The organism is Streptomyces iakyrus, assembly GCF_000717055.1.
Classification (GTDB): domain Bacteria; phylum Actinomycetota; class Actinomycetes; order Streptomycetales; family Streptomycetaceae; genus Streptomyces; species Streptomyces iakyrus.
The window spans coordinates 1-19611 of record NZ_JNXI01000003.1; the positions used below are offsets into that span (position 1 = coordinate 1).

General features: G+C 70.0%; 19 protein-coding genes and 3 pseudogenes. 3 read left to right on the plus strand and 19 right to left on the minus strand.

Annotated features, from left to right (window positions below):
- The 4 genes and pseudogenes from OO68_RS48425 to OO68_RS05025 form a co-directional block, all read right to left on the minus strand.
- Positions 1–443, minus strand: a pseudogene (locus OO68_RS48425) (hypothetical protein); the annotation flags it as partial.
- Between the two features lie 744 nt (positions 444–1187).
- Entirely contained in the window at positions 1188–2636 is a 1449-nt protein-coding gene (locus OO68_RS05015) for a glutamine synthetase family protein (protein ID WP_078625184.1), read from the minus strand.
- Positions 2636–4150, minus strand: a complete 1515-nt coding sequence (locus OO68_RS05020) for an amino acid permease (protein ID WP_033306936.1) — start codon at positions 4148–4150, stop codon at positions 2636–2638. The genes OO68_RS05015 and OO68_RS05020 overlap by 1 nt, the downstream gene beginning before the upstream one ends.
- A gap of 75 nt (positions 4151–4225) precedes the next feature.
- Entirely contained in the window at positions 4226–5251 is a 1026-nt protein-coding gene (locus OO68_RS05025) for a hypothetical protein (protein ID WP_033306937.1), read from the minus strand.
- Between the two features lie 681 nt (positions 5252–5932).
- On the opposite strand from OO68_RS05025, the pseudogene OO68_RS47415 reads away from it, so the two are divergent.
- Positions 5933–6088 (plus strand): annotated as a pseudogene (locus OO68_RS47415) (NIPSNAP family protein); the annotation flags it as partial.
- Here the strand turns inward: OO68_RS47415 and OO68_RS45270 are convergent.
- The 15 genes and pseudogenes from OO68_RS45270 to paaN form a co-directional block, all read right to left on the minus strand.
- On the minus strand, positions 6018–6716 hold the full coding sequence (locus tag OO68_RS45270; protein WP_167345872.1) for an IS3 family transposase: 699 nt from the start codon (positions 6714–6716) through the stop codon (positions 6018–6020). The pseudogene OO68_RS47415 and the gene OO68_RS45270 overlap by 71 nt on opposite strands.
- Before the next feature lie 23 nt (positions 6717–6739).
- On the minus strand, positions 6740–7066 hold the full coding sequence (locus OO68_RS47420; RefSeq protein ID WP_033306938.1) for a transposase: 327 nt from the start codon (positions 7064–7066) through the stop codon (positions 6740–6742).
- Positions 7029–7280 (minus strand): group II intron maturase-specific domain-containing protein, encoded by a 252-nt coding sequence (locus OO68_RS43750; protein WP_280922463.1) that lies wholly within the window; start codon positions 7278–7280, stop codon positions 7029–7031. The genes OO68_RS47420 and OO68_RS43750 overlap by 38 nt, the downstream gene beginning before the upstream one ends.
- Positions 7265–7678 (minus strand): hypothetical protein, encoded by a 414-nt coding sequence (locus OO68_RS05040; protein WP_033306939.1) that lies wholly within the window; start codon positions 7676–7678, stop codon positions 7265–7267. Before OO68_RS05040 ends, OO68_RS43750 begins: the two co-directional genes overlap by 16 nt.
- Positions 7679–7906: 228 nt before the next feature.
- On the minus strand, positions 7907–8674 hold the full coding sequence (locus OO68_RS05045) for an enoyl-CoA hydratase/isomerase family protein (RefSeq protein ID WP_033306940.1): 768 nt from the start codon (positions 8672–8674) through the stop codon (positions 7907–7909).
- An 8-nt stretch (positions 8675–8682) separates the two neighbouring features.
- On the minus strand, positions 8683–9795 hold the full coding sequence (gene paaE / locus OO68_RS05050; protein WP_051814441.1) for a 1,2-phenylacetyl-CoA epoxidase subunit PaaE: 1113 nt from the start codon (positions 9793–9795) through the stop codon (positions 8683–8685).
- Positions 9795–10310 carry a 1,2-phenylacetyl-CoA epoxidase subunit PaaD gene (gene paaD / locus OO68_RS05055; protein WP_033306941.1) on the minus strand — a complete coding sequence of 172 codons (516 nt, stop codon included), beginning with the start codon at positions 10308–10310 and terminating at the stop codon, positions 9795–9797. The genes paaE and paaD overlap by 1 nt, the downstream gene beginning before the upstream one ends.
- Positions 10304–11131: a 1,2-phenylacetyl-CoA epoxidase subunit PaaC gene (gene paaC / locus OO68_RS05060; protein ID WP_033306942.1), complete on the minus strand. Its 828-nt coding sequence runs from the start codon at positions 11129–11131 to the stop codon at positions 10304–10306. The genes paaD and paaC overlap by 7 nt, the downstream gene beginning before the upstream one ends.
- Before the next feature lie 10 nt (positions 11132–11141).
- A complete protein-coding gene (gene paaB / locus OO68_RS05065) occupies positions 11142–11435 on the minus strand; it encodes a 1,2-phenylacetyl-CoA epoxidase subunit PaaB (RefSeq protein WP_033306943.1) in 294 nt (97 codons plus the stop codon).
- Positions 11432–12170, minus strand: a pseudogene (locus OO68_RS42095) (Phenylacetic acid catabolic protein). The gene paaB and the pseudogene OO68_RS42095 overlap by 4 nt, the downstream one beginning before the upstream one ends.
- 82 nt (positions 12171–12252) lie before the next feature.
- Entirely contained in the window at positions 12253–13074 is an 822-nt protein-coding gene (locus OO68_RS05075; protein WP_051814443.1) for an enoyl-CoA hydratase/isomerase family protein, read from the minus strand.
- Positions 13071–13925, minus strand: coding sequence for a 3-hydroxyacyl-CoA dehydrogenase family protein (locus tag OO68_RS05080; RefSeq protein ID WP_033306944.1), 855 nt, complete (start codon positions 13923–13925; stop codon positions 13071–13073). Before OO68_RS05080 ends, OO68_RS05075 begins: the two co-directional genes overlap by 4 nt.
- On the minus strand, positions 13922–14668 hold the full coding sequence (locus OO68_RS05085) for an enoyl-CoA hydratase/isomerase family protein (RefSeq protein ID WP_033306945.1): 747 nt from the start codon (positions 14666–14668) through the stop codon (positions 13922–13924). Before OO68_RS05085 ends, OO68_RS05080 begins: the two co-directional genes overlap by 4 nt.
- Complete coding sequence (locus OO68_RS05090) at positions 14665–15888, minus strand: thiolase family protein (protein WP_033306946.1); 1224 nt, start codon at positions 15886–15888, stop codon at positions 14665–14667. The genes OO68_RS05085 and OO68_RS05090 overlap by 4 nt, the downstream gene beginning before the upstream one ends.
- The gene (gene paaN, locus OO68_RS05095; protein WP_033306947.1) at positions 15881–17593 is read right to left on the minus strand and encodes a phenylacetic acid degradation protein PaaN; all 1713 of its coding nucleotides are present in this window, start codon (positions 17591–17593) and stop codon (positions 15881–15883) included. The genes OO68_RS05090 and paaN overlap by 8 nt, the downstream gene beginning before the upstream one ends.
- 93 nt (positions 17594–17686) lie before the next feature.
- Here paaN and paaI point away from each other — a divergent pair, with 93 nt between their 5' ends.
- A complete protein-coding gene (gene paaI / locus OO68_RS05100; RefSeq protein WP_106974268.1) occupies positions 17687–18163 on the plus strand; it encodes a hydroxyphenylacetyl-CoA thioesterase PaaI in 477 nt (158 codons plus the stop codon).
- A complete protein-coding gene (gene paaK / locus OO68_RS05105; RefSeq protein ID WP_033306948.1) occupies positions 18160–19506 on the plus strand; it encodes a phenylacetate--CoA ligase PaaK in 1347 nt (448 codons plus the stop codon). Before paaI ends, paaK begins: the two co-directional genes overlap by 4 nt.
- Positions 19507–19611 lie beyond the last annotated feature (105 nt).

Sequence of the window (19611 nt, forward strand, 5' to 3'; positions counted from 1 at the left end):
ACATCTCGGCCAGCAACGAGCCGAGACTTCCGCGACAGCCGTGATCTCATGTCTGAGCAGCAAAAGTCGCACCTGAGGTTCGGAAAGAGAACGACCTCTGAGATGACCAGTTGGACGCCGGACAGGCCGCGGGCGATGAGCGAGCGCAGGAAGGCGAGCCAGCCGGCGCCGTTCTGAGGTTGGGGCACGGTACTGCCGACGAGCAGCAGCAGGTTCTCCAGTCGGCGACGGAGCTGTACGACTTCGTGGTCCAGTGCGTAGAGCCCATCCCTGAATTCGGTGTCCTGGTCGGAGCGGCGCTGCATGTCGTCCAGCTCCCGCAGCAGGGCGGCGACCGCGACCAGCGCGTGTTCGGCGGCTCCGGCGCAGAAGCGGTTGAAGCCCTCGCGTTCCCGGTGGACGGCGTAGGCCGAATCGAGGGTCTGCAGGGCGAGCCCGGCCACGGCATCTCTGGCGCACGGTGGGTTTGGGCAGATCGTGGGCGTTCACGTCCTCTCCGTGTCTGAGGCGCGCGATCAGATCGCGAAGGTGTTGCTGGGCGACCGTCAGGGCCATGGTCCGGGCATGATCGGCCCGCCGGGTCACCGTGCGGCTGATGACGAGGGTCAGCCCGGTCACCACGAGGCCGACGAGGCACCGGCTCCGGCGAGTGCATACGTCTCGCGTCGCAGCTGCCGTCCGGCTCCTCACCGCTGACGGAGCCGTCGACCAGGGCATCGGACTTCTGGAGCATCCAGGTCGTGCGCGCGACGACCAGGCCGGTCATGGCGACCGCGACAGTGATCGCGAGAAGACGAAGGAGGCTGCGCAGGGATAGCGGACCGGGCCAGGCATCGTGTCTGCGGAGCGGCAGGGATGGTGCCGAAGTGGGCGGAGAGAGCATCGATCCTGACGGAGGGTGGCAACGAGGGGAAGCAGGGGGACAAGGTACCGCCGGGCCGCGCGTCGGCTTCGGAAGGTGAACGAAGCCGAGGCGCGGCGCGGCCCGGCGGCCGATCTGGGCGACCGGCCAGGTCGTGTCCGACCATTCCCGTCGTCGCCCGGGAGGGCGGCCTCGCTGCGTCGTGTGTGTGCTCTCGGCCGCCGGGCGTAGAGCCTCGTACTGGGTGTACTCGGGTCTGCGCTCGGTGCGGCGGGAGTGCGAGCATGGCGTCGCGAGGCAGACGGGATTTGTCAGACAGGGCCTACTAGGCTCGGGCGAACCCACGCTGCCGGTCGACATCGGTCACGTGCGTGTGAACGACGTCCAGCTCGATCTCGGCGGCCCGGGAGTAGTGCTCGACCACGGCGGGGCCGAGGATACGGCACGCCGACTTGCTGTTCCGGAACGCCTCCAGTGCCTCGTGCAGGGTGGCCGGGACCGGCCGGTCCCCTGTTGCCTGGTACGCGTTGCCGGTCTGCGGCGGCGGCAAGGGCAGCTCATGGTCGATCCCGTGCTGTGCGGCGGCCAGAACCGCCGTGAGGGCCAGATAGGGGTTGACGTCCGCCCCTGGCAGCCGGACCTCCAGGTGGAGGCCTTCATCGTGGCCGACCACACGCACGGCGCAGGTGCGGTTGTCCCGGCCCCAGGTGAAGGCGGTCGGGGCGAATGAACCGGCACGGTATCGCTTGTAGGAGTTGGGGTTGGGAGCGTAGAGGGGCGCGAGGTCGGGCAGAGCGTCGAGCAGACCGGCGACGACCTCGCGCGCCGTCTCCGGCAGGCGACCGTCCCGCTCGGCGAAGACCGGCTCGTCTCCCCGCCACAGGGACAGATGCACATGGCATCCGCTGGCTACGCCGGTATCGGGGGCCGCCATGAACGTCGGCGCCATTCCGGCGCGCTCAGCGGTGTGGCGTACGGCGTGCTTGAAGACCACGTGTCCATCACATGCCCGTAGCGGATCCCCGTACGGAAAGGTCACCTCCACCTGGCCGGGGCTGCCTTCGCCCTTCACCGCTTCGACGGGGAGACCGGCACCCGCGAGGGCGGCTTGCAGCCTGCGCAGATACGTGTCCGTTCGCCGGGGCATGTCAAGGGAGTAGTCAAGATTGGTCATGACGATGGGCCGAAGCTCCCGGTGTCCGGACTGTTCAAGGTCGTGATGGGTTCCCCGGTAGAGGACGAACTCGCTCTCCAGGCCCACTTTGGCGCTCAGACCATGCCTGCGGAGCCCTTCCAACTGGCGGTGCAGCATATGGCGGGGAGCCACCTCCACGGGCCGGTCGGCGGTGTCCAGCGCATCGGCGAACACGAGAGCAGCGCCGGGAATCCAGGGAAGCATCCGAACGGTGCCCGGGTCGGGGAGCAGGCGCACGTCCCCGTACCCGCTCTCCCATGAGGTCAGCGCGTAGCCGTCGAGGGGACGCATGTCGACGTCCGTGGCGAAGACATAGGCGCACATCTCCGCACCGCCGGAGAGAACCCGGTCCACGAAATGGCGTGCGCCGTGACGCTTGCCCTTCAGCCGGCCCTGCATGTCGGGTGCGGCGAGCAGCACGGTGTCGACGTGTCCGGCGGTCACATGGTCGACGAGCTGGTCGAGGGTGAGCAGCCCGGAGGGCCGCTGCGGCCTGGAGCGGCCCGCGGGCGGCGCAGTGGCCTGGCGGGCTTGGCCGGCGAGTTGCCCGGGGGTGACAGCCTGTTGCTCAAGCGCCATCAGACGACGTCCCTCTGGATCGCGGCCATTTCGGGGTTGCCGCTGTACAGGGGGGTGGAATAGGACCGGTGAGCCACCCACCACCAGACACTGGCCAGCAGCAGCACCACGGCCAGTGCCACCGACGCGTAGTTGAAGGAATCGACCGTGACGGGATTGCTCTGCGGCAGGCAGAACAGAACGGTCACGACCGCTACCCACACCACTGCCACCCAGCCGATCGGCCTGCTCCAGGCTCCGAGGTTCCACGGCCCCACGGGGAACCGGTGGCCGGCGCGCAGCCGAAGATAGATGGGGATGGCGTAGGCCGGAGTGATACCGATGACGTTGATCGCCGTCACCGCTGCGTAGGCCGTCGCCGAGTACAGGGACGGAAGGGCCAGGACCAGGGCCACTCCGACCGAGAACCACACGGCCCGGGTGGGTGTCCCGGTCCGGGTGGAGACGCGCCGCCACTGCCCGGATCCGGGCAGTGCACCGTCCCGGGAAAAGGCGAACACCATCCGGCTCGCCGCCGCGACCTCGGCGTTTCCGCAGAACAACTGGGCCACGATGACGATCAGCAGCAGTGCCTTGGCCCCGGCCAGTCCGACGGCGTCAAGGAAGATCTGCGCCGGCGGCACCCCGGTCGCCGTGCCCTGCGTGGCGGCGTAGTCCTGAATCGCCCAGGTCAGCCCGGTCAGCAGGATGAAGCCGGCGATCCACGAGACCCAGATCGAGCGCACGATGCCACGCGCGGCGGACACCTGGGCCCGGGTCGTCTCCTCGGACAGGTGCGCGGACGCGTCGTAGCCAGAGAACGTGTACTGCGCCAGCAACAGCCCGATCGCCGCGACATAGAACGGACTCTCCCAACCGGTGCCGTTGGCGTAGTGCCCGAACACGAAGTCCGCGGACTGGTGGTGCGGCGGCACGATCGCGAGGACGCCGACGATGACGGCCACGCCCCCCAGGTGCCACCACACGCTGACCGAGTTGAGGATGCTCACCAGGCGTACGCCGAACAGGTTCAGCGCGGCGTGAAGGACGAGGATGCAGGCGTAGATGATCAGGATCGATCCCGGTGTGGGATCGAAACCCCACTGAAGGTTCAGCAGAGCGCCGGTGAACAGCGCGGCACCGTAGTCGATCCCGGCGATCGCCCCGAGCAGACCCAGCAGGTTCAGCCAGCCGGTGTACCAGCCCCATCGGGGACCGCCCAGCTGATGAGCCATGTAGTACAGCGCCCCCGATGTGGGGTAGGCGCTGGTGACCTCTGCCAGTGCCATGCCGACGCACAGGACGAACAGACCCACGGCGACCCAGCCCCACAGCATCACGGCCGGGCCGCCCGTGTTCAGCCCGAAGCCGTAGAGAGTCATGCAGCCGGACAGCACCGAGATGACCGAGAAGCTGATGGCGAAGTTCCCGAAGGGGCCCATACGGCGGGCGAGTTGTGGTCTGTAACCGAGCTGGGAAAGCAGCTCGTCGTCCTCCGCGGACGGCGAAACTGCGGATCGTGCCGAGTGCGACACCGAACTACCTCCATCAAGAGAATCTGTAAGGACGCGCGGAAACAGGCGCGGAGGGAAGCGGCCGCCGGAAACGCGCTACCTGTAGCGGGCACCACGTGCCGGTTCGGCTTGGGCCGCGGCGAGGCACTGCGCACGTGCCCACACGAACGCGCCCTCGGCCAGGTTTGCGCGGCCGGAGAGATCGGCGGTGTCCTCCCACGGCTGGTGCGTGGCGTACTGACCGATCGCGCGGAAGACGTCGGCGGCTTCTGAGAACCGGTGGCCGGCCCACAGGGCATGGGCGAGGTGGTTGAGATCCAGTGGTGGGCGAAGAACCTCTCCTGGATGCCTGAACCACCGGTGCAGGGCCCGGTCCACGTCGCGGACGATGTGTATGCGCTGCCATTGCTGACGCGCAAGTGGATCCGCCGCTTGAAGCCGCTCGCGTTGCAGGCGGTGGTGGGCCGCGTACGCGTACAGCGGCAGTACGAGGACCGCCGATCCGTCCGGCGCCGACGCAGCCGCCCACTGCACGAAGTGCAGCGCGTCCGCGAGCGACCCGCCGGCGCGGGCGTAGAAGAACTGCAGCATCCGGTGGCAGGCCTCGCGGTTGAACGGATCCCGTACGTGAGCCTCCCGCAGGAACTGCCACGGACCGTGGGGCAGGGTCGGGTCCGGCGGCGCCACCTGCTGTTCCTGGCGCAGTTGCTGCTCGTCGAGTTGCGCCAGCGCCAGCAGACACACCCATGGAACCGGGTCGTCCGGGGCACTGTGAGCCGCGAGCCGTACCGCCTCACGGGCCGACTCGGCCAGCTCTTTCTCCCTGGGATGCCGCCGGCGCCGGGCCTGCAGCGCCCGCTCCACCGCGACCCGGGCCCGCATCATCATCGCGTCCGCGTTGCCGGGGTCCTCGGCCCGCCATGTCTGCACCACGTCCGAAGCCGCGGCCGCCGCAGCCAGCACCTGACTGCGCGACGTCCTGAGCGCCCAGTTCCCGTCTGCGCGGGCCAGCACGGTCCGCATCGCCATCCAGCGTCCGGTCCGGAGGTCCTCCAGCGCCACCCGCAGTTCCTGGTCGTGACCGGCCGGGTGGTACACAGGCCAGAAGCCGTCACGTCCCACGAGTTCGCCTCTGCAAGTCAGCTCGCGTATCCCCGCACTGTGGGAAGCAGGGCCGGCGCACAGCCCCGCTCGGACTGTTCGATTCCTTATTCTGTTTCATCTGAGCCTCGTGGGTGGGCAGTTGTCGGCGTTGTGGGGCGGGGCGTTCGCCCCATGGCATGGGTCGAGCAGTCTTGTGAAGGCGGCGGGAAAGACGGGTGTGGCTCCTGTTGGTCTTCCAGGCCGTCGAAGAAGAAGAACCCGGTCCGGTCCCGTTTCGAAAGACACGGTCTTCACGGCGATCGGCGGTCGGGCACCACACCCCACACCGGGAGGGGACTCGCCTCGCCCGGTGATGTCGTGATCAGAATGCACCATCTGACGGGCCGCCGGAATCGGTGGAAACACCCATCCGTAGAACTACCTATAGAGCGCCATCCCTCACCGTGATCGCTGCCGAGACCCGGACTGCCATGTGACGACGTCCCCAGCCGTGCTGGGCAAGTCTTGGTCAACTCAGTTCGGCGTCCGCCCTCGGTACGAAGCCGCAGGGAACCTTGGGTACGGCAGTACCGGTCGGCAGGTGGCGTACTCGCAAGTCAGAGTTGCCGGAGCCCGGTGTTCACCCATACCACCCGAGCGTGTCTCATACTCCGAACGCTCTGACGGCGGTCGTTCCCGAAGGGTCTCAACAAGTCCGGCATGATCACTGTTCATCTGAAGTACGAGATCGACCCCGACAAGCTTGAGGACTTCGAGGAATACGGTCGCCGCTGGGTCCGGCTCGTCAACCGTCGCGGCGGGACGCACCACGGTTACTTCCTGCCGAGTGAGGGCGACAGCGACATCGCCTACGCCGGCGTCGATCAGGTGCGCGGTGAACGCGAAGGGACGTGTACTGACTGCCCGCGTCGCAATGGTGAACCAGCCCCGGTCCAGTAGGAGTTCCAGCGCGGGCACGTCGCCACAAGGCCATGCCGAGGGCGTCGCGGACGAGCTTGGCCCGCTTGCTGACGGCAGCGGACCAGCCCACGATCGTGCGGGAGAAGACGTCCACGACGAACGCGACGTAGACGATCCCGGACCAGGTGGCGACGCAGGTGAAGTCGGCCACCGACCGCTCGTGCGGACGGGACGTGGTGAAGTCGCGCTGGAGCAGGTCACCAGCCCTGTCCTGGCCGTCGTTCCGGATGGTGGTGCGGATATTCTTTCCGCGTTGGGCGCCCTCCAGGCCGAGGTCGCGCATCAGCCGGGCGACGGTGCAGCGGGCCGCTGGTATGCCCTCGCGGTGCAGTTGCCGCCAGACTTTTCGCACGCCGTAGACACTGAAGTTGTCCGTGTGCACGCGGCTGATCTGCGTCTTCAGCTCCGCGGCGCGGACCGACCGGGCGCTGGGGGCGCGGTTCTTGGCGGCGTAGTAGGTGCTCGTTGCGATCTTCAGTCCGTGGCTGGTCAGGACACGGCAGATCGGCTCGGCCCCGAACACCTGGCGGTGTGCGTCGATGAACGCTACGAGCGTTTCGACGGCCGGTCGAGCTCGGCCGCGAAGAAAGCCGACGCCGCCTTCAAAGTCTCGTTCGCCCGCCGCAGCTCGGCGTTTTCGGCCCGCAGCCGCTTGATCTCCGCGGCCTCCTCGGACGTGACGCCGGGCCGCTGGCCGGCGTCGACTTCGGCCTTGCGGACCCAGGTCCGCACTGTCTCCGCCGCACCGATCCCCAGCTTGGCCGCGACCGCCTTCAGCGCGGCCCACTCGGCCGGATAGCTCGGGCGGATCTCCGCGACCATGCGCACCGCGCGCTCACGAAGCTCGGGAGGGTAGGGGGACGGACGTGCCATGACTCGATCCTTTCAGGGAATCGAGCCTCCACCAGACCCGGAGCGGTTCACCGTAGTACTGCATCCAGCCACGCATAATGGCGTTGAACCATCGTGCGAACTCGCCGAGGGTGCAGCCGATCGGCATGTGGAGCCGCCAGGAGCGACCGGACCTCTTGGCCGTGTGCAGTTGAAGGCCGCCCTCATGTCGGATCTGCTCTACTCGCTCAGCCACCCCGCAAGTTGGGTGGCGGTCTTCTCGCCCGCTCGCTGCTTGATCAAGCCTTCCTTGGCAGCTGCACGAAGCCTGACCTTCGAGCTACCCATCCCGCAATTGGTCACCAGCGCCGTAACCACTACAGGATTCATGCCGAGCGCGCCTCCCCTGGTGACGACACGGATGGTCTTCTGGTCCACGCAAGGCTCGACATGCATGGGCCCCACTGCTCGTCCGGCGAGACCAAGCACGTTGGCGACACGCCTGACGGCATCATCGAACGGCAAGGGCATCTCGAGGTCGATCTCATGGACATTCTTCCTCATCAGCTGGGCCACAAGCCGGGTCAAGCGACCGCCCCTGGCTGCCAGATCAGCAAGCTCCTCGGCAAGGATCTCGTCCTCACTCCGGTCCACGCGCCCCCCTCACTGTCTGCATTTACCATGTAATCAGCCACACGCTCCCGCCCGCCCATCACGGGCCGGCCCTTACACGCCCAGCTCCTGAGTGACATCAGAACTCTGTTCTGGCACGGAGGCTTCGCCTTCGGACTGGCGGGGGTGAGGCTTCGTCAGGTTTGCGGCTGAAGTCACCGCCGAACGACTCCTGCGGAAACCGACACGGCCAACCGTTCCAGGGAGTATTCAGAGAAACGTCGCCCTGCCGGGGCCTTCCTCGACGAAGCTGCGCATGCCCCGCTCGCGGTCCTCTGTCGCGAACAGGCCCGCGAACCAGTTGCGCTCGATGGTGAGACCGGTGTCGAGGTCGGTCTCCAGACCCTGGTCGATCGACTCCTTGGCGGCCCGCAGGGCGAGTGCTGGGCCCTTGGCCAGTCGGGAGGCCCAGACCCGCGCCTGCTCGTACACCTCGGCGGCCGGAACCACGAGGTCGACCAGGCCGATACGAAGAGCCTCGTCGGCCTTGACCATCCGGCCGGTGAAGACGAGGTCCTTGGCCTTGGAGGGGCCCACGAGCCGGGACAGGCGCTGGGTACCGCCCGCGCCGGGGATCAGGCCGAGCAGGATCTCGGGCTGGCCGAGCTTGGCGTTGTCGGCGGCGATCCGGTAGTCGGTGCACAGGGCCAGCTCGCAGCCGCCTCCGAGTGCGTAACCGGTGATCGCGGCGACGACCGGCTTCGGGATGCGAGCGACGGCCGTGAAGGCGTCCTGAAGCGGGCGTGAGCGCCTGACCATGCCCGCGTGGTCGAGGAGCTCCATCTCCTTGATGTCTGCTCCGGCCGCGAACACCTTCTCGCCGCCGTACAGGATCACCGCCCGGATGTCGTCGCGCTCGGTCACCTCCGCGGCGAGCTCGCCGAGCCGGTCCTGGGTGGCGATGTCGAGGGCGTTCATCGGCGGGCGGTCGAGGCGGATCGTGCCGACGCCTGCGGCGACGTCAAGGTGGACGGACATGGGCTTCCTCAGCTGTCGAAGTCGACGGTCAGCGTCTCGGAGACGGGGAAGGTCTGGCAGGTCAGCACATAGCCGGCCTCGACCTCGGCGGCTTCGAGCGCGAAGTTGCGGCGCATGTCGGCCACTCCTTCGGTGACTAGGGCGCGGCAGGTACCGCATACGCCGCCCTTGCAGGCGAAGGGCAGGTCGGGGCGCGTCTTCTGGGCGCCGTCCAGCACCGTGGCCGCGCGCGGCAACGCGGCGGTGGTGGACCGGCCGTCGAGCGTGATGGTGACCTGGCTGACCGGGCCCTCGACAGCGGCTTCCTCGTGCCGCGTCTGCCGTACCGGCGCGTCGTCCGCGTAGAACAGCTCCTGGTGGACACGGGTGTCGGGCACCCCCAGGCCGGTCAGCACCTCCTGGGCATCGCGGACCATGCCGTGGGGTCCGCACAGCCACCAGTGGTCCGCGGCGGTGACGTCGACCAGCCCGCCGATGAGGGCGGAGAGACGATCGGCGTCCAGGCGGCCGGAGAGCACCTCGGCCTCGCGGGGCTCGCGGGAGAGGACGTGGGCGAGCTGGAAGCGCACCGGCTGGAGGTCCTTCAGGTCGGCGAGTTCGTCGGCGAACATGACCGAGCCGGTGCGGCGGTTGCCATAGAACAGCGTGACCCGCGAGCGGTCGTCGGCGGCGAGGACCGACTCGGCGATGGAGAGCATGGGGGTGATGCCGGACCCCGCGGCGATGAGGACGTGGTGGCCGGGTGCGGCGAGGTCGGGGGTGAAGGCACCGGTCGGGGCCATCACCTCCAGGGTGTCGCCGGGCCGTACGTCGTGGACCAGCCAGGAGGAGAACAGCCCGCCGGGCACTTCGCGCACCCCGATGCGCGGCGGTGCGCCCACCTGAGAGCAGATCGAGTAGGAGCGCCGCTCGTCCCGCCCGTCGACCTCACGGCGAAGGGTGAGCGACTGGCCCGGGGCGAAGACGAACTCCTCGGCCAGGTCGTCCGGGATGTCGAAGCCGACCGCGACCGCGTCCTCGCACAGCCGCTGCACGGTGGCCACGCGCAGGTGGTGGAAGGCCGGGCGGCGGCGCCGCACGGGCGTGGGGGCCAAGGTGCCGGGTGGCAGCAGGTCCTCCATCAGATCTCCTTGATGTACTCGAAGGGTTCGCGGCAGGCGCGGCAGCGCCACAGTGCCTTGCAGGAGGTGGCGCCGAAGCGGGAGGTCTCCTCCGTGTCCGCCGAGCCGCACTGGGGGCACGGCACCGCGGGCCGGGTGGGGGACAGGGCCAGCGGCACCGGGCCGGGGGCGGGGCGCGGCGCCGGCCCGGGGGGCGCGATGCCGTGCTCGGCGAGGGTGCGGCGGCCGCTCAGTGTGATCCAGTCCGTGGTCCAGGGCGGATCGAGCACGGTGCGCAACCGGACATGCGCGTATCCGGCAGCTGTGAGGCGCGCTGCCACTTCGGCGCGCATCTCGGCCATGGCCGGGCACCCGGAGTAGGTCGGGGTGAGGCTGACGACGACCGTCCCGTCCTCACCGACCTCGACGCCCCGCAGCACGCCGAGGTCGGCCAGGGTGAGCATGGGCAGCTCGGGATCCGGTACGGACGCGGCGATGTGCCGAGCGCGGCGCGCATCCGTCAGTACGGTCACCATGTCGCGTCCGGGTGGGCGCGGGCAAGGCTCTGCAGCTCGGCCAGAAGCGGGGCGAGGTGCTCAGTGTGCTCGCCGTCGCGGCCGGCGCCGGGCAGCGGCCGGCACGTCGGCAGAGGCACTCCGGCCGCCTTCGTGACCTGCTTCAGCACCGCCCCGACCTCGTCCTCGACGTCGTACGCGGTGAACAGCTCGTCCAGGTACGGCGCGATTTGCTCCAGCGCGTCCTGCATCCGGTGATGCGACTCGGCGGTGCCGTCGCCGAGGCGGACGACCCACTCGGCGGCGTACTGCCGGTGATAGCTCAGCTCCTTGACGCCCTTGGCGGCGATCGCGGCGAGCACCGGATCGTCGGAGGCGGTGAGCCGCTCGAAGTGGGCGAGCCTCCAGGCGGAGAGCGCCAGCAGGCGTGCGACGCAGAACGCGAAGTCGCCGCCCGGGAGTTCGGCGAGGCGAACGTTGCGGAAGTCGCCGGCGTCCCGGAAGTAGGCGTAGGCGTCCTCGTCACGGCCGGTGCCGTCGACCTGGCCCGCGCGCGAGTACAGCAGGCGGGCCTGGCCGAGCAGGTCGAGCCCGATGTTCGCCAGCGCCACCTCCTCCTCCAGCTCAGGGGCGCGGGTGGTCCACTCGGCCAGCCGTTGCGCCAGGACGAGGGCGTCGTCGGCCAGCGCGACACAGACGGCGGCCAGTTCACCGGCGTCGATGCCGTCGGGTACCGCGCTGTCCACGCCGTGCAGGGGGTCCTCGAAGCCGGTGCCGTAGGCCCAGCGGGTGTCGTCCTCGTGTCCCTCGGCCAGGGTCAGGTGGACGTGGTCGTCGCTCATTCCCTGCTCCTCAGATGTGGGGGACGTCGTCGGGGATGTCGTAGAAGGTCGGGTGGCGGTACACCTTGTCCGCGCTGGGCACGAAGAAGGGATCCTTCTCGTCGCGGGTGGAGGCGGTGATGTTCCCACTGCGCACCACCCAGATCGACACGCCCTCGTTGCGTCGGGTGTACAGGTCGCGGGCGTGCGTGAGGGCCATCCGGTCGTCGGCCGCGTGCAGCGAGCCCACATGGACGTGGTTGAGCCCGCGCTTGCCACGCACGAACACCTCGTACAGCTGCCAGTTGTCCTTCTCGGTGGTCATGCCACCGCTCCCTTCTGCGTACGGGCCGCCTGCTTGGCGGCGTGGGCGGTGGCCGCCTCCCTGACCCAGGCGCCCTCCTCGTGGGCAGCCCGGCGCCGGGCGACGCGCTCGGCGTTGCAGGGCCCGTCACCGGAGATCACCCTGGTCAACTCGGCCCAGTCGGGCGTGCCGAAGTCGTGGTGGCCGCGCTCCTCGTTCCAGCGCAGCTCCGGGTCGGGGAGCGTGACGCCGAGCTTCTCGGCCTGGGGCACGGTCATGTCGACGAAGCGCTGACGCAGCTCGTCGTTGCTGTGCCGCTTGATCTTCGGCGCCGTCCACGAACCAGCCGATCACGCCGACGTCCGCGAAGCTCAGCGTCGGGTAGTTGAAGATCGACGAGTACTTCTGGCGGCCCTCGATCAGCCGGTCCGTGAGGTCCGCGCGATCGGCACCCAGGGTCTCCGCCGCCGAGTACAGATACAGCCCGTGCCCGGCCTCGTCCTGCACCTTGGCGAACAGGATCGCCTTGCGGCGCAGCGAGGGCGCCCGGGTGATCCACTCCCCCTCGGGCTGCATGCCGATGATCTCCGAGTGGGCGTGCTGCGCGATCTGGCGGACGAGCGTCTTCCGGTAGCCGTCCGGCATCCAGTCGCGCGGCTCGATCCGCCAGTCGCGGGCGATCGTCGCCTCGAAGTGCTCCTGCAGCTCCGATCCTGCGCAGCCCACCGCCGACACGTCGGCGTGTGACGCGGTCATCTGTCCCTACCTTCCCGACCGACCGTTCGTTCGGTCGACATCATGGTTGAGCGTTCGTGTTCCCGCAAGTGCGGCAGCCGGATCAGTGTCCGGTGAAGGATGGCTGCTGACCTTCGAGAAAGGCCCGCACAGCGGCCCGGTGGTCCCCGGTCGTGCCCAGCCGTTCCTGGGCCGCCGCCTCGCGTTCCAGCACCACGGGCAGGGGCGCTCCGTCAGCACGCAGCAGCGCCTTGACTTCGGCGTACGCGGCCGTGGGGCCGGTAGCGAGACGCTGGGCGAGGGTCAGACCCTGCGCAGCGGCACCGCCGGCCGGCACGACGCTGTGGACGAGGCCCCACTGCTGCGCCGCCTCGGCGTCGAAGCGGTCGCCGAGCAGCATCAGAGCGGCGGCCCGCGACGGACCGACCGCCTGCGTCAGAGCCCCGCTCAGACCGCTGTCGGCGGCGAGGCCGATCCCGGTGAACGCGGTCGAGAAGCGGGCACCGGCTCCCGCGACCCGCAGGTCGGCACAGAGCGCGAGCCCCAGCCCCGCTCCGACGCAGGCGCCCTCGATGGCCGCGACCACGGGCTGCGGCAGCGTGCACAGTTCCTCGACGAGCGGGTTGTACTCGTCCCGGACGATGGCGAAGGCGGAGGCGGGTGCGCTCTCCAGGGCCCGCGCGTGCTCCTTGAGGTCCTGGCCGACGCAGAAGTGCCTGCCCTCGGCGGTGAGCAGCACCGCCCGGACGAGGTCACCGTCGGCGCGCACCCGGCGTACCGCGGCGATCAGTCCGGCGCGCAGCGACACGTCCAGAGCGTTTCCCGCGGAGGGCCTTCGTAGTTCGATGACAGCAACGCCGTCGTCCAGGGTGTAGCCGACGCCCGGCGGCGTCTCGTCGGCCGGAGGCCCGCTCGTCGCGCTCATTCCCACGTGTAGAAACCCTTTCCGGTCTTGCGTCCGAGCTCGCCGCGGGCGACCTTCTCCCGCAGCAGCCGGGGCGGGCCGAAGCGTTCGCCGAGTGTGGCGTGCAGGTGCTCGGCGATGGCGAGGCGTACGTCGAGCCCGACCAGGTCGGTCAGGCGCAGCGGCCCCATCGGGTGCTTGTAGCCGAGCCGCATGGCGTCGTCGATCGCCTCCGGTTCCGCGACGCCCTCCTCGACCATGCGGATCGCCTCCAGGCCCAGGGCCAGGCCAAGGCGGCTGCTGGCGAAGCCGGGCGAGTCCTTGACGACGACGTCCTTCTTGCCGAGGCAGCGGGTCCAGCCGAGGGCCGCCTCGACCGTGTCGGCCCCGGTGTCGGGTGCGACAACGATCTCGACCAGTTCGGAGGCGGGCACGGGGTTGAAGAAGTGCATGCCCAGGAAGCGGTCCGGCCGGGTGAGGGCTGCGGCGAGATCGGTGACCGACAGGGAACTGGTGTTGCTGGCCAGTACCGTCCCGGGGCTCACCGCCTGCTCGGCGGCGGCGAGGAGCCGGGCCTTGAGCGCGGCGTCCTCGGGGACGGCCTCGACGACCAGGTCGGCGTGCGAGGGCAGGGCGTCGACGGACGGGACCGTCGCCACCCTGGCCAGCACCTCCTCCGCGGGCTCGGCGAGTGCGCCGCGTTCGGCTGCTCTCTTCAGGCCGGCGGCGACGCGGTCCAGCGCCGCGGCCGCGGCCTGCTCGCCGCTCTCCACGACGGTCACGGCCGAGCCGGCCGTCGCGAAGGACTGTGCGATACCGGCGCCCATGCGGCCGCCGCCGATCACCCCGACGACTGCGGGTGCTGAGGTCATGCCCGGCTCCTCTTCTCCAGAAAGCGTGTCATGCGGTCCTTCTTGTCCTGTCCCTCGAACAGCACGGCCTGGGCCAGGTCGTCGGCGACCGGGTGGGCGCCGGGCGAGTCGACGACGAGCTTTGTCAGCCGCAGGGCGGTGGCGGAGGAGCGGGCCATGCGGTCGAGCAGGGCGTGCGCCTCGTCCAGCAGCTTCTCCGCCGGTACGACGTCGATGACCAGGCCGGCCGCCAGTGCCGCAGCGGCGTCGAGGTTCCGCCCGGCGAGCAGCACCTGCTTGGCGATCGACTCGCCCACGAGCTCGGGCAGCCGCCAGCAGGCCCCGGCCGCGGCGAGGATGCCGAGCCCCGGCTCGGGGTTGCCGAAGACGGCCTCCGGACCGGCGATGCGCAGGTCGCAGGCGTACGACAGTTCGGCGCCGCCGCCCAGCGCCCAGCCGTCGACGGCGGCGAGCGTGGGCATGGGGAGTCTGCGCACCCGATCGAACAGGCGGCTGTTGACGCCCTGGAGGGCTTCGTCGCGGCCGCGTCGCAGCAGTTCTGCGATGTCGGCGCCGCCCGCGAAGACGCGGCCGTGGCCGGTGAGCAGCAGCAGCTTCGGATCCGCTTCCAGCAGCCCGCACACCTCGTGCAGTTCGGCGATCATGCGGCCGCTGATGGCGTTGCGAGCCTCGGGCCGGTGCAGGGTGACGACGACCCGGTCTTCCCGTTCCTCGACGAGCAACGTCTCATAGGCGGTACTCACACCCGCTCCACGAGCATCGCGACGCCCTGACCGACTCCCACGCACAGCGTCGCCAGGCCCCGGCGGGCGTCCTCGCGCTCCAGCCGGCCGAGCAGCGTCAGCAGGATGCGCGCACCGGAGCAGCCGAGGGGATGGCCGAGCGCGATGGCGCCGCCGTCGGCGTTGACCCTCTCCTCGTCGAGCTTGAGACGGCGTATGACGGCCAGCGCCTGGGCGGCGAACGCCTCGTTCAGCTCGACCGCGTCCAGGTCGCCCGCCTGCCAGCCGGCCCGGGCGAGGGCCTTCTGCGTGGCGGGCACCGGGCCGAGGCCCATGATGTTGGGCTGGACGCCGGCCGACGCGGACGTGACGATCCGCGCCCGCGGGGTGAGCCCGTACCGCTCCACCGCCTCGCCGCTCGCGACCACCAGCGCGGCGGCGCCGTCCGACAGCGGCGAGGAGGAACCGGCGGTGACGATGCCACCCTCGCGGAAGATGGTCCGCAGAGCTCCGAGCTTCTCCAGCGTCGTGCCGGGGCGCGGCCCTTCGTCAGCGGTGACCTCGCCGTCCTTCACCGGGACCGGCACGATCTCGCGGTCGAAGCGCCCCGCCTCCCGTGCCGCCACGGCCCGCTGGTGACTGCGCAGCGCGAACGCGTCGGACTCGGCACGGGTGATGCCGTCCAGGGCGGCGACCTCCTCGGCCGTCTCCCCCATCGCGAGAGTCACCTTGGCCGTCTCGGGACCGGCCCCCGCGGGCACGGCCCGGTCGGCGGCTGCGAAGCGCGGATTGGTGAAGCGCCAGCCCAGTGAGGTGTCGTGCACCTCCCCCGGCTTGGCCCAGGGGGTGCCGGGCTTGGCCATCACCCAGGGGGCGCGGGTCATGGACTCCACCCCGCCCGCGACCACCAGATCCGCCTCCCCGGACCGGATCGCCTGGGCGGCACTTGCGACCGCGGTCAGCCCGGAGGCGCAGAGCCTGTTGACCGTGTAGCCGGGGACGGTGTGCGGCAGCCCCCCCAGCAGCACGGCCATGCGCGCCACGTCCCGGTTGTCCTCACCCGCCTGGTTGGCGGCCCCCAGGACCACCTCGTCCACGGCCTCCGCCGGGATCCCCGCGCGGCGCACGGCCTCACCCACCACCAGGGCGGCCAGGTCGTCGGGACGCACGGATGCCAATGCGCCGCCGTAGCGGCCTTGCGGGGTGCGCGCCCCGTCGATCAGAAAGACGTCGTCAGGCATGAGCGGACTCCTCGACGAGAACGGGCCGACGTGACTGCAGCGTCGCGAAGCGGCCGGTGACAAAGGCAGGATCGGAAAGGGTGGCACTGGCCGCCGGGTTGGCGGCACTGCCGTGGAAGTCGCTGAAGGCAGCGGACTGGTTGACGAAGACGCCGCCGGTGAGGTTCTCCGACAGGTGCACACCGGCGTCCAGGGCGGCCGACTCGGCGGCGGCCAGCACGTCTTCGCTCGTGGAGTGGACGGCGGCGGTCAGCGCGCCGTGTTCCCGCACGGTCTCCCGGAAGACCGAGAGGCTGTGCTCGGTGGAGTCGGTGTCTATGACGAAGGAGACGGGCCCGAACCACTCACTGGTGTAGGTCTCGCGGTCGGCAGTCGCATCCAGCCGTACCACCAGCGGCGTACGGACGACCGCTTCCGGGTACTCCGGATGCTCGACCGGCGCCGACGCACGCACCGTACGGCCGAGCCCGGCGGCCCGCTCCAGCCGCTCGCGCACACCGTCGTTGACGAGGGCGCCCAGGGTGCCGGCCGCGCGGGCCGGGTCGCCGAGCAACCGGTCCAGCGCGGCTCCGAGGTCGGCGGCGAACTGGTCGGCGCTCTTGACGCCCTGGTCCGTGGCGATGCCGTCGCGCGGGATCAGCAGGTTCTGCGGGGTGGTGCACATCTGACCGCTGTAGAGGGCCAGCGAGAAGGCCAGGTTGCCCAGCAGTCCGCGGTAGTCGTCGGTGGAGTCCAGGACGACGGTGTTCAGACCCGCCTTCTCGGTATATACGACGGCCTGGCGGGCGTGTGTCTCCAGCCAGTCGCCGAACTCGGTGGAGCCGGTGAAGTCAATGATCCGTACGTCCGGGTGGAGGGCGTACACCGACGCCGTACGGTCCTCGGGGCTCTCGGCGGCCAGGATCACCACGTTCGGGTCGAAGCCCGCCTCGGCCAGCACCTCGCGGGCGATGCGCACGGTGATCGCGAGCGGCAGGACAGCACCCGGGTGCGGCTTGACGACGACCGGATTGCCGGTGACCAGGGAGGCGAACAGGCCCGGATAGCCGTTCCAGGTGGGGAAGGTGTTGCAAGCGATCAACAGCGCCACCCCGCGCCCTACGGGCGTGAACTTTTTGTCCATCACCAGCGGTCCGCCCTTGCGCTGCGGCTTGCTCCAGCGAGCCGCAGCCGGGTGCCGCTTCTGCTCGGCCCAGGCATAGGCGACCGCCTCCAGGCCGCGGTCCTGAGCGTGCGGACCGCCCGCCTGAAAGGCCATCACGAAGGCCTGGCCGGTCGTGTGGTGCACGGCGTGCGCGATCTCGAAGCTCGCCGCGTTCAGACGGGCGAGGATCTCCGCGGCCACGCCGGCGCGGGTGTCCGGCCCCGCGTCACGCCACGGGCCGCTGGCGGCCTTCGCGGCGGTCACCGCCTCGTCCGGGGCGACGCGGGGGTAGGTCATATCAAGCGGAAATCCGTACGGAGAGGTCTCGGTCGCCGGTACCGCTCCGTTGCCGGGATGGCCGGGGAGCTCGAAGTGGCCCCCGAGCCCGTCCCGGAAAGCGGCTTCTCCGTTCTTCGCGGCGTCCTCGCCGTACACCGACTTGCTCGGCGACTCCGGATACGGCGTCCAGTGGTCCCGGCTCGCGGTGGCGGCGACCGACTGTTCCAGCAGCGTGCGATGGAGCGCGAAGAAATCAGGGCCATTCGACCTCTTGTGCGACATGTGGTCCACCTCTTGACAGGCATTGGTCCGGTCGGATTACTTAGCCGTGCCGCACGCTAACCGAATGTTCGGTCGGGAGACAAGGTCGTATAAATGGTGATACAAACCACAGACGCGACTCCTACGGAGGCGATGTTCTCCGCGGACGAGGCGTCCCGCGGTCTGGGAATCGAGCTGCTCGAACACAGCGCAGGGACCGCCGTGCTCCGCATGACGGTGACCCCGGCGATGGTGAATGGGCACAAGATCGCCCACGGCGGCTATGTGTTCCTGCTCGCCGACACCGCCTTCGCCTGTGCCTGCAACAGCCACGGTCCCGTGACCGTCGCGGCGGGCGCCGACATCACCTTCGTCGGCCCGGCGTACGAGGGCGACGTGCTCGTGGCGACCGCCGAGGAGCGCACCCGGTTCGGCCGCAGCGGCATCTACGACGTGAGCGTCCGGCGCGGCGAAGAGGTGATCGCGGAGTTCCGCGGACGCAGCCGCAGCATCCCCGGCACGCCACCGGGCTCGACCAGGGACACGACGGCGCACAGCGCGCCGGGCACCACCACGAAGGAGTCGCGATGAGCAACGAGACGACGGCCACGGCAGCCCCCGCATCCCGCATGGGGGAACCGCTCCCCCACGACCTGCTGGACAACGGCGAGCGCCTGACGCGGGAACAGCTGAGAGAACTTCAGCTCGACCGTCTGCGATCGACGCTGCGGCACGCCTACGACAACGTGGGGCTGTACCGCACAAAGTTCGACGAGGCCGGTGTGCGGCCCGACGACTGCCGGTCGCTGGAGGACCTCGCCCGGTTCCCCTTCACCACCAAGGCCGACCTGCGGGACACCTACCCCTTCGGCATGTTCGCCGTGCCGATGGCGGACGTACGGCGCATCCACGCCTCCAGCGGCACCACCGGCCGCCCCACGGTCGTCGGCTACACCGACAACGACCTGTCCATGTGGGCGGACATGGTCGCGCGCTCGATCCGCGCCGCCGGCGGCCGCCCCGGCCACAAGGTTCACATCTCCTACGGCTACGGCCTCTTCACGGGCGGCCTCGGAGCGCACTACGGCGCCGAGCGGGCCGGCTGCACAGTGATCCCGGCGTCCGGCGGCATGACCGCGCGCCAGGTGCAGATCATCCAGGACTTCGAGCCCGAGATCATCATGGTCACCCCGTCCTACATGCTCACCCTGCTCGACGAGTTCGAACGGCAGGGCATCGACCCGCGCACCAGCTCCCTGAAGGCGGGCATCTTCGGGGCCGAGCCGTGGACGGAGGAGATGCGCCGCGAGATCGAGGAGCGCATGGACATCCACGCCGTCGACATCTACGGCCTGTCGGAGGTGATCGGCCCCGGCGTCGCCCAGGAGTGCGTGGAGACCAAGGACGGCCTGCACGTGTGGGAGGACCACTTCTACCCCGAGGTCGTCGACCCGGTCACGGACAGCGTGCTCGCGGAGGGCGAGGAGGGAGAGGCCGTCTTCACCTCACTCACCAAGGAGGCCCTGCCGATCATCCGCTACCGCACCCGCGACCTGACCCGGCTGCTGCCCGGCACGGCCCGGCCCGCCTTCCGCCGGATGCAGAAGATCACCGGCCGCTGCGACGACATGATCATCCTGCGCGGCGTGAACGTCTTCCCCAGCCAGATCGAGGAGATCGTGCTGCGCACGCCCGCAGTGGCCCCGCATTTCCAGATCCAGCTCACCGAGCGCGGCCGCATGGATCATATGGTCGTGCAGGTCGAGGCCCGCCCTGACGCCGGCCCCGAACAGCGCGAGGCCGCCGCCAGGGCGATCAGCCAGGGCATCAAGGACGGCGTGGGCGTCACCGTCGAGGTGGCGACCGTCGACCCCGAGACCCTGGAGCGGTCCCTCGGCAAGCTTCGTCGTGTCAAGGATCTCCGGGGGGGGTAACAGCTGATCTTGCGGGTTGCGGGGTGTGGGAAGGGAGGCTGCCATGTCGGACGCACGCGCGGGCCGGCCGTGGCGGCCCCGGATGGTCGTGTTGGCGTTCCGCCT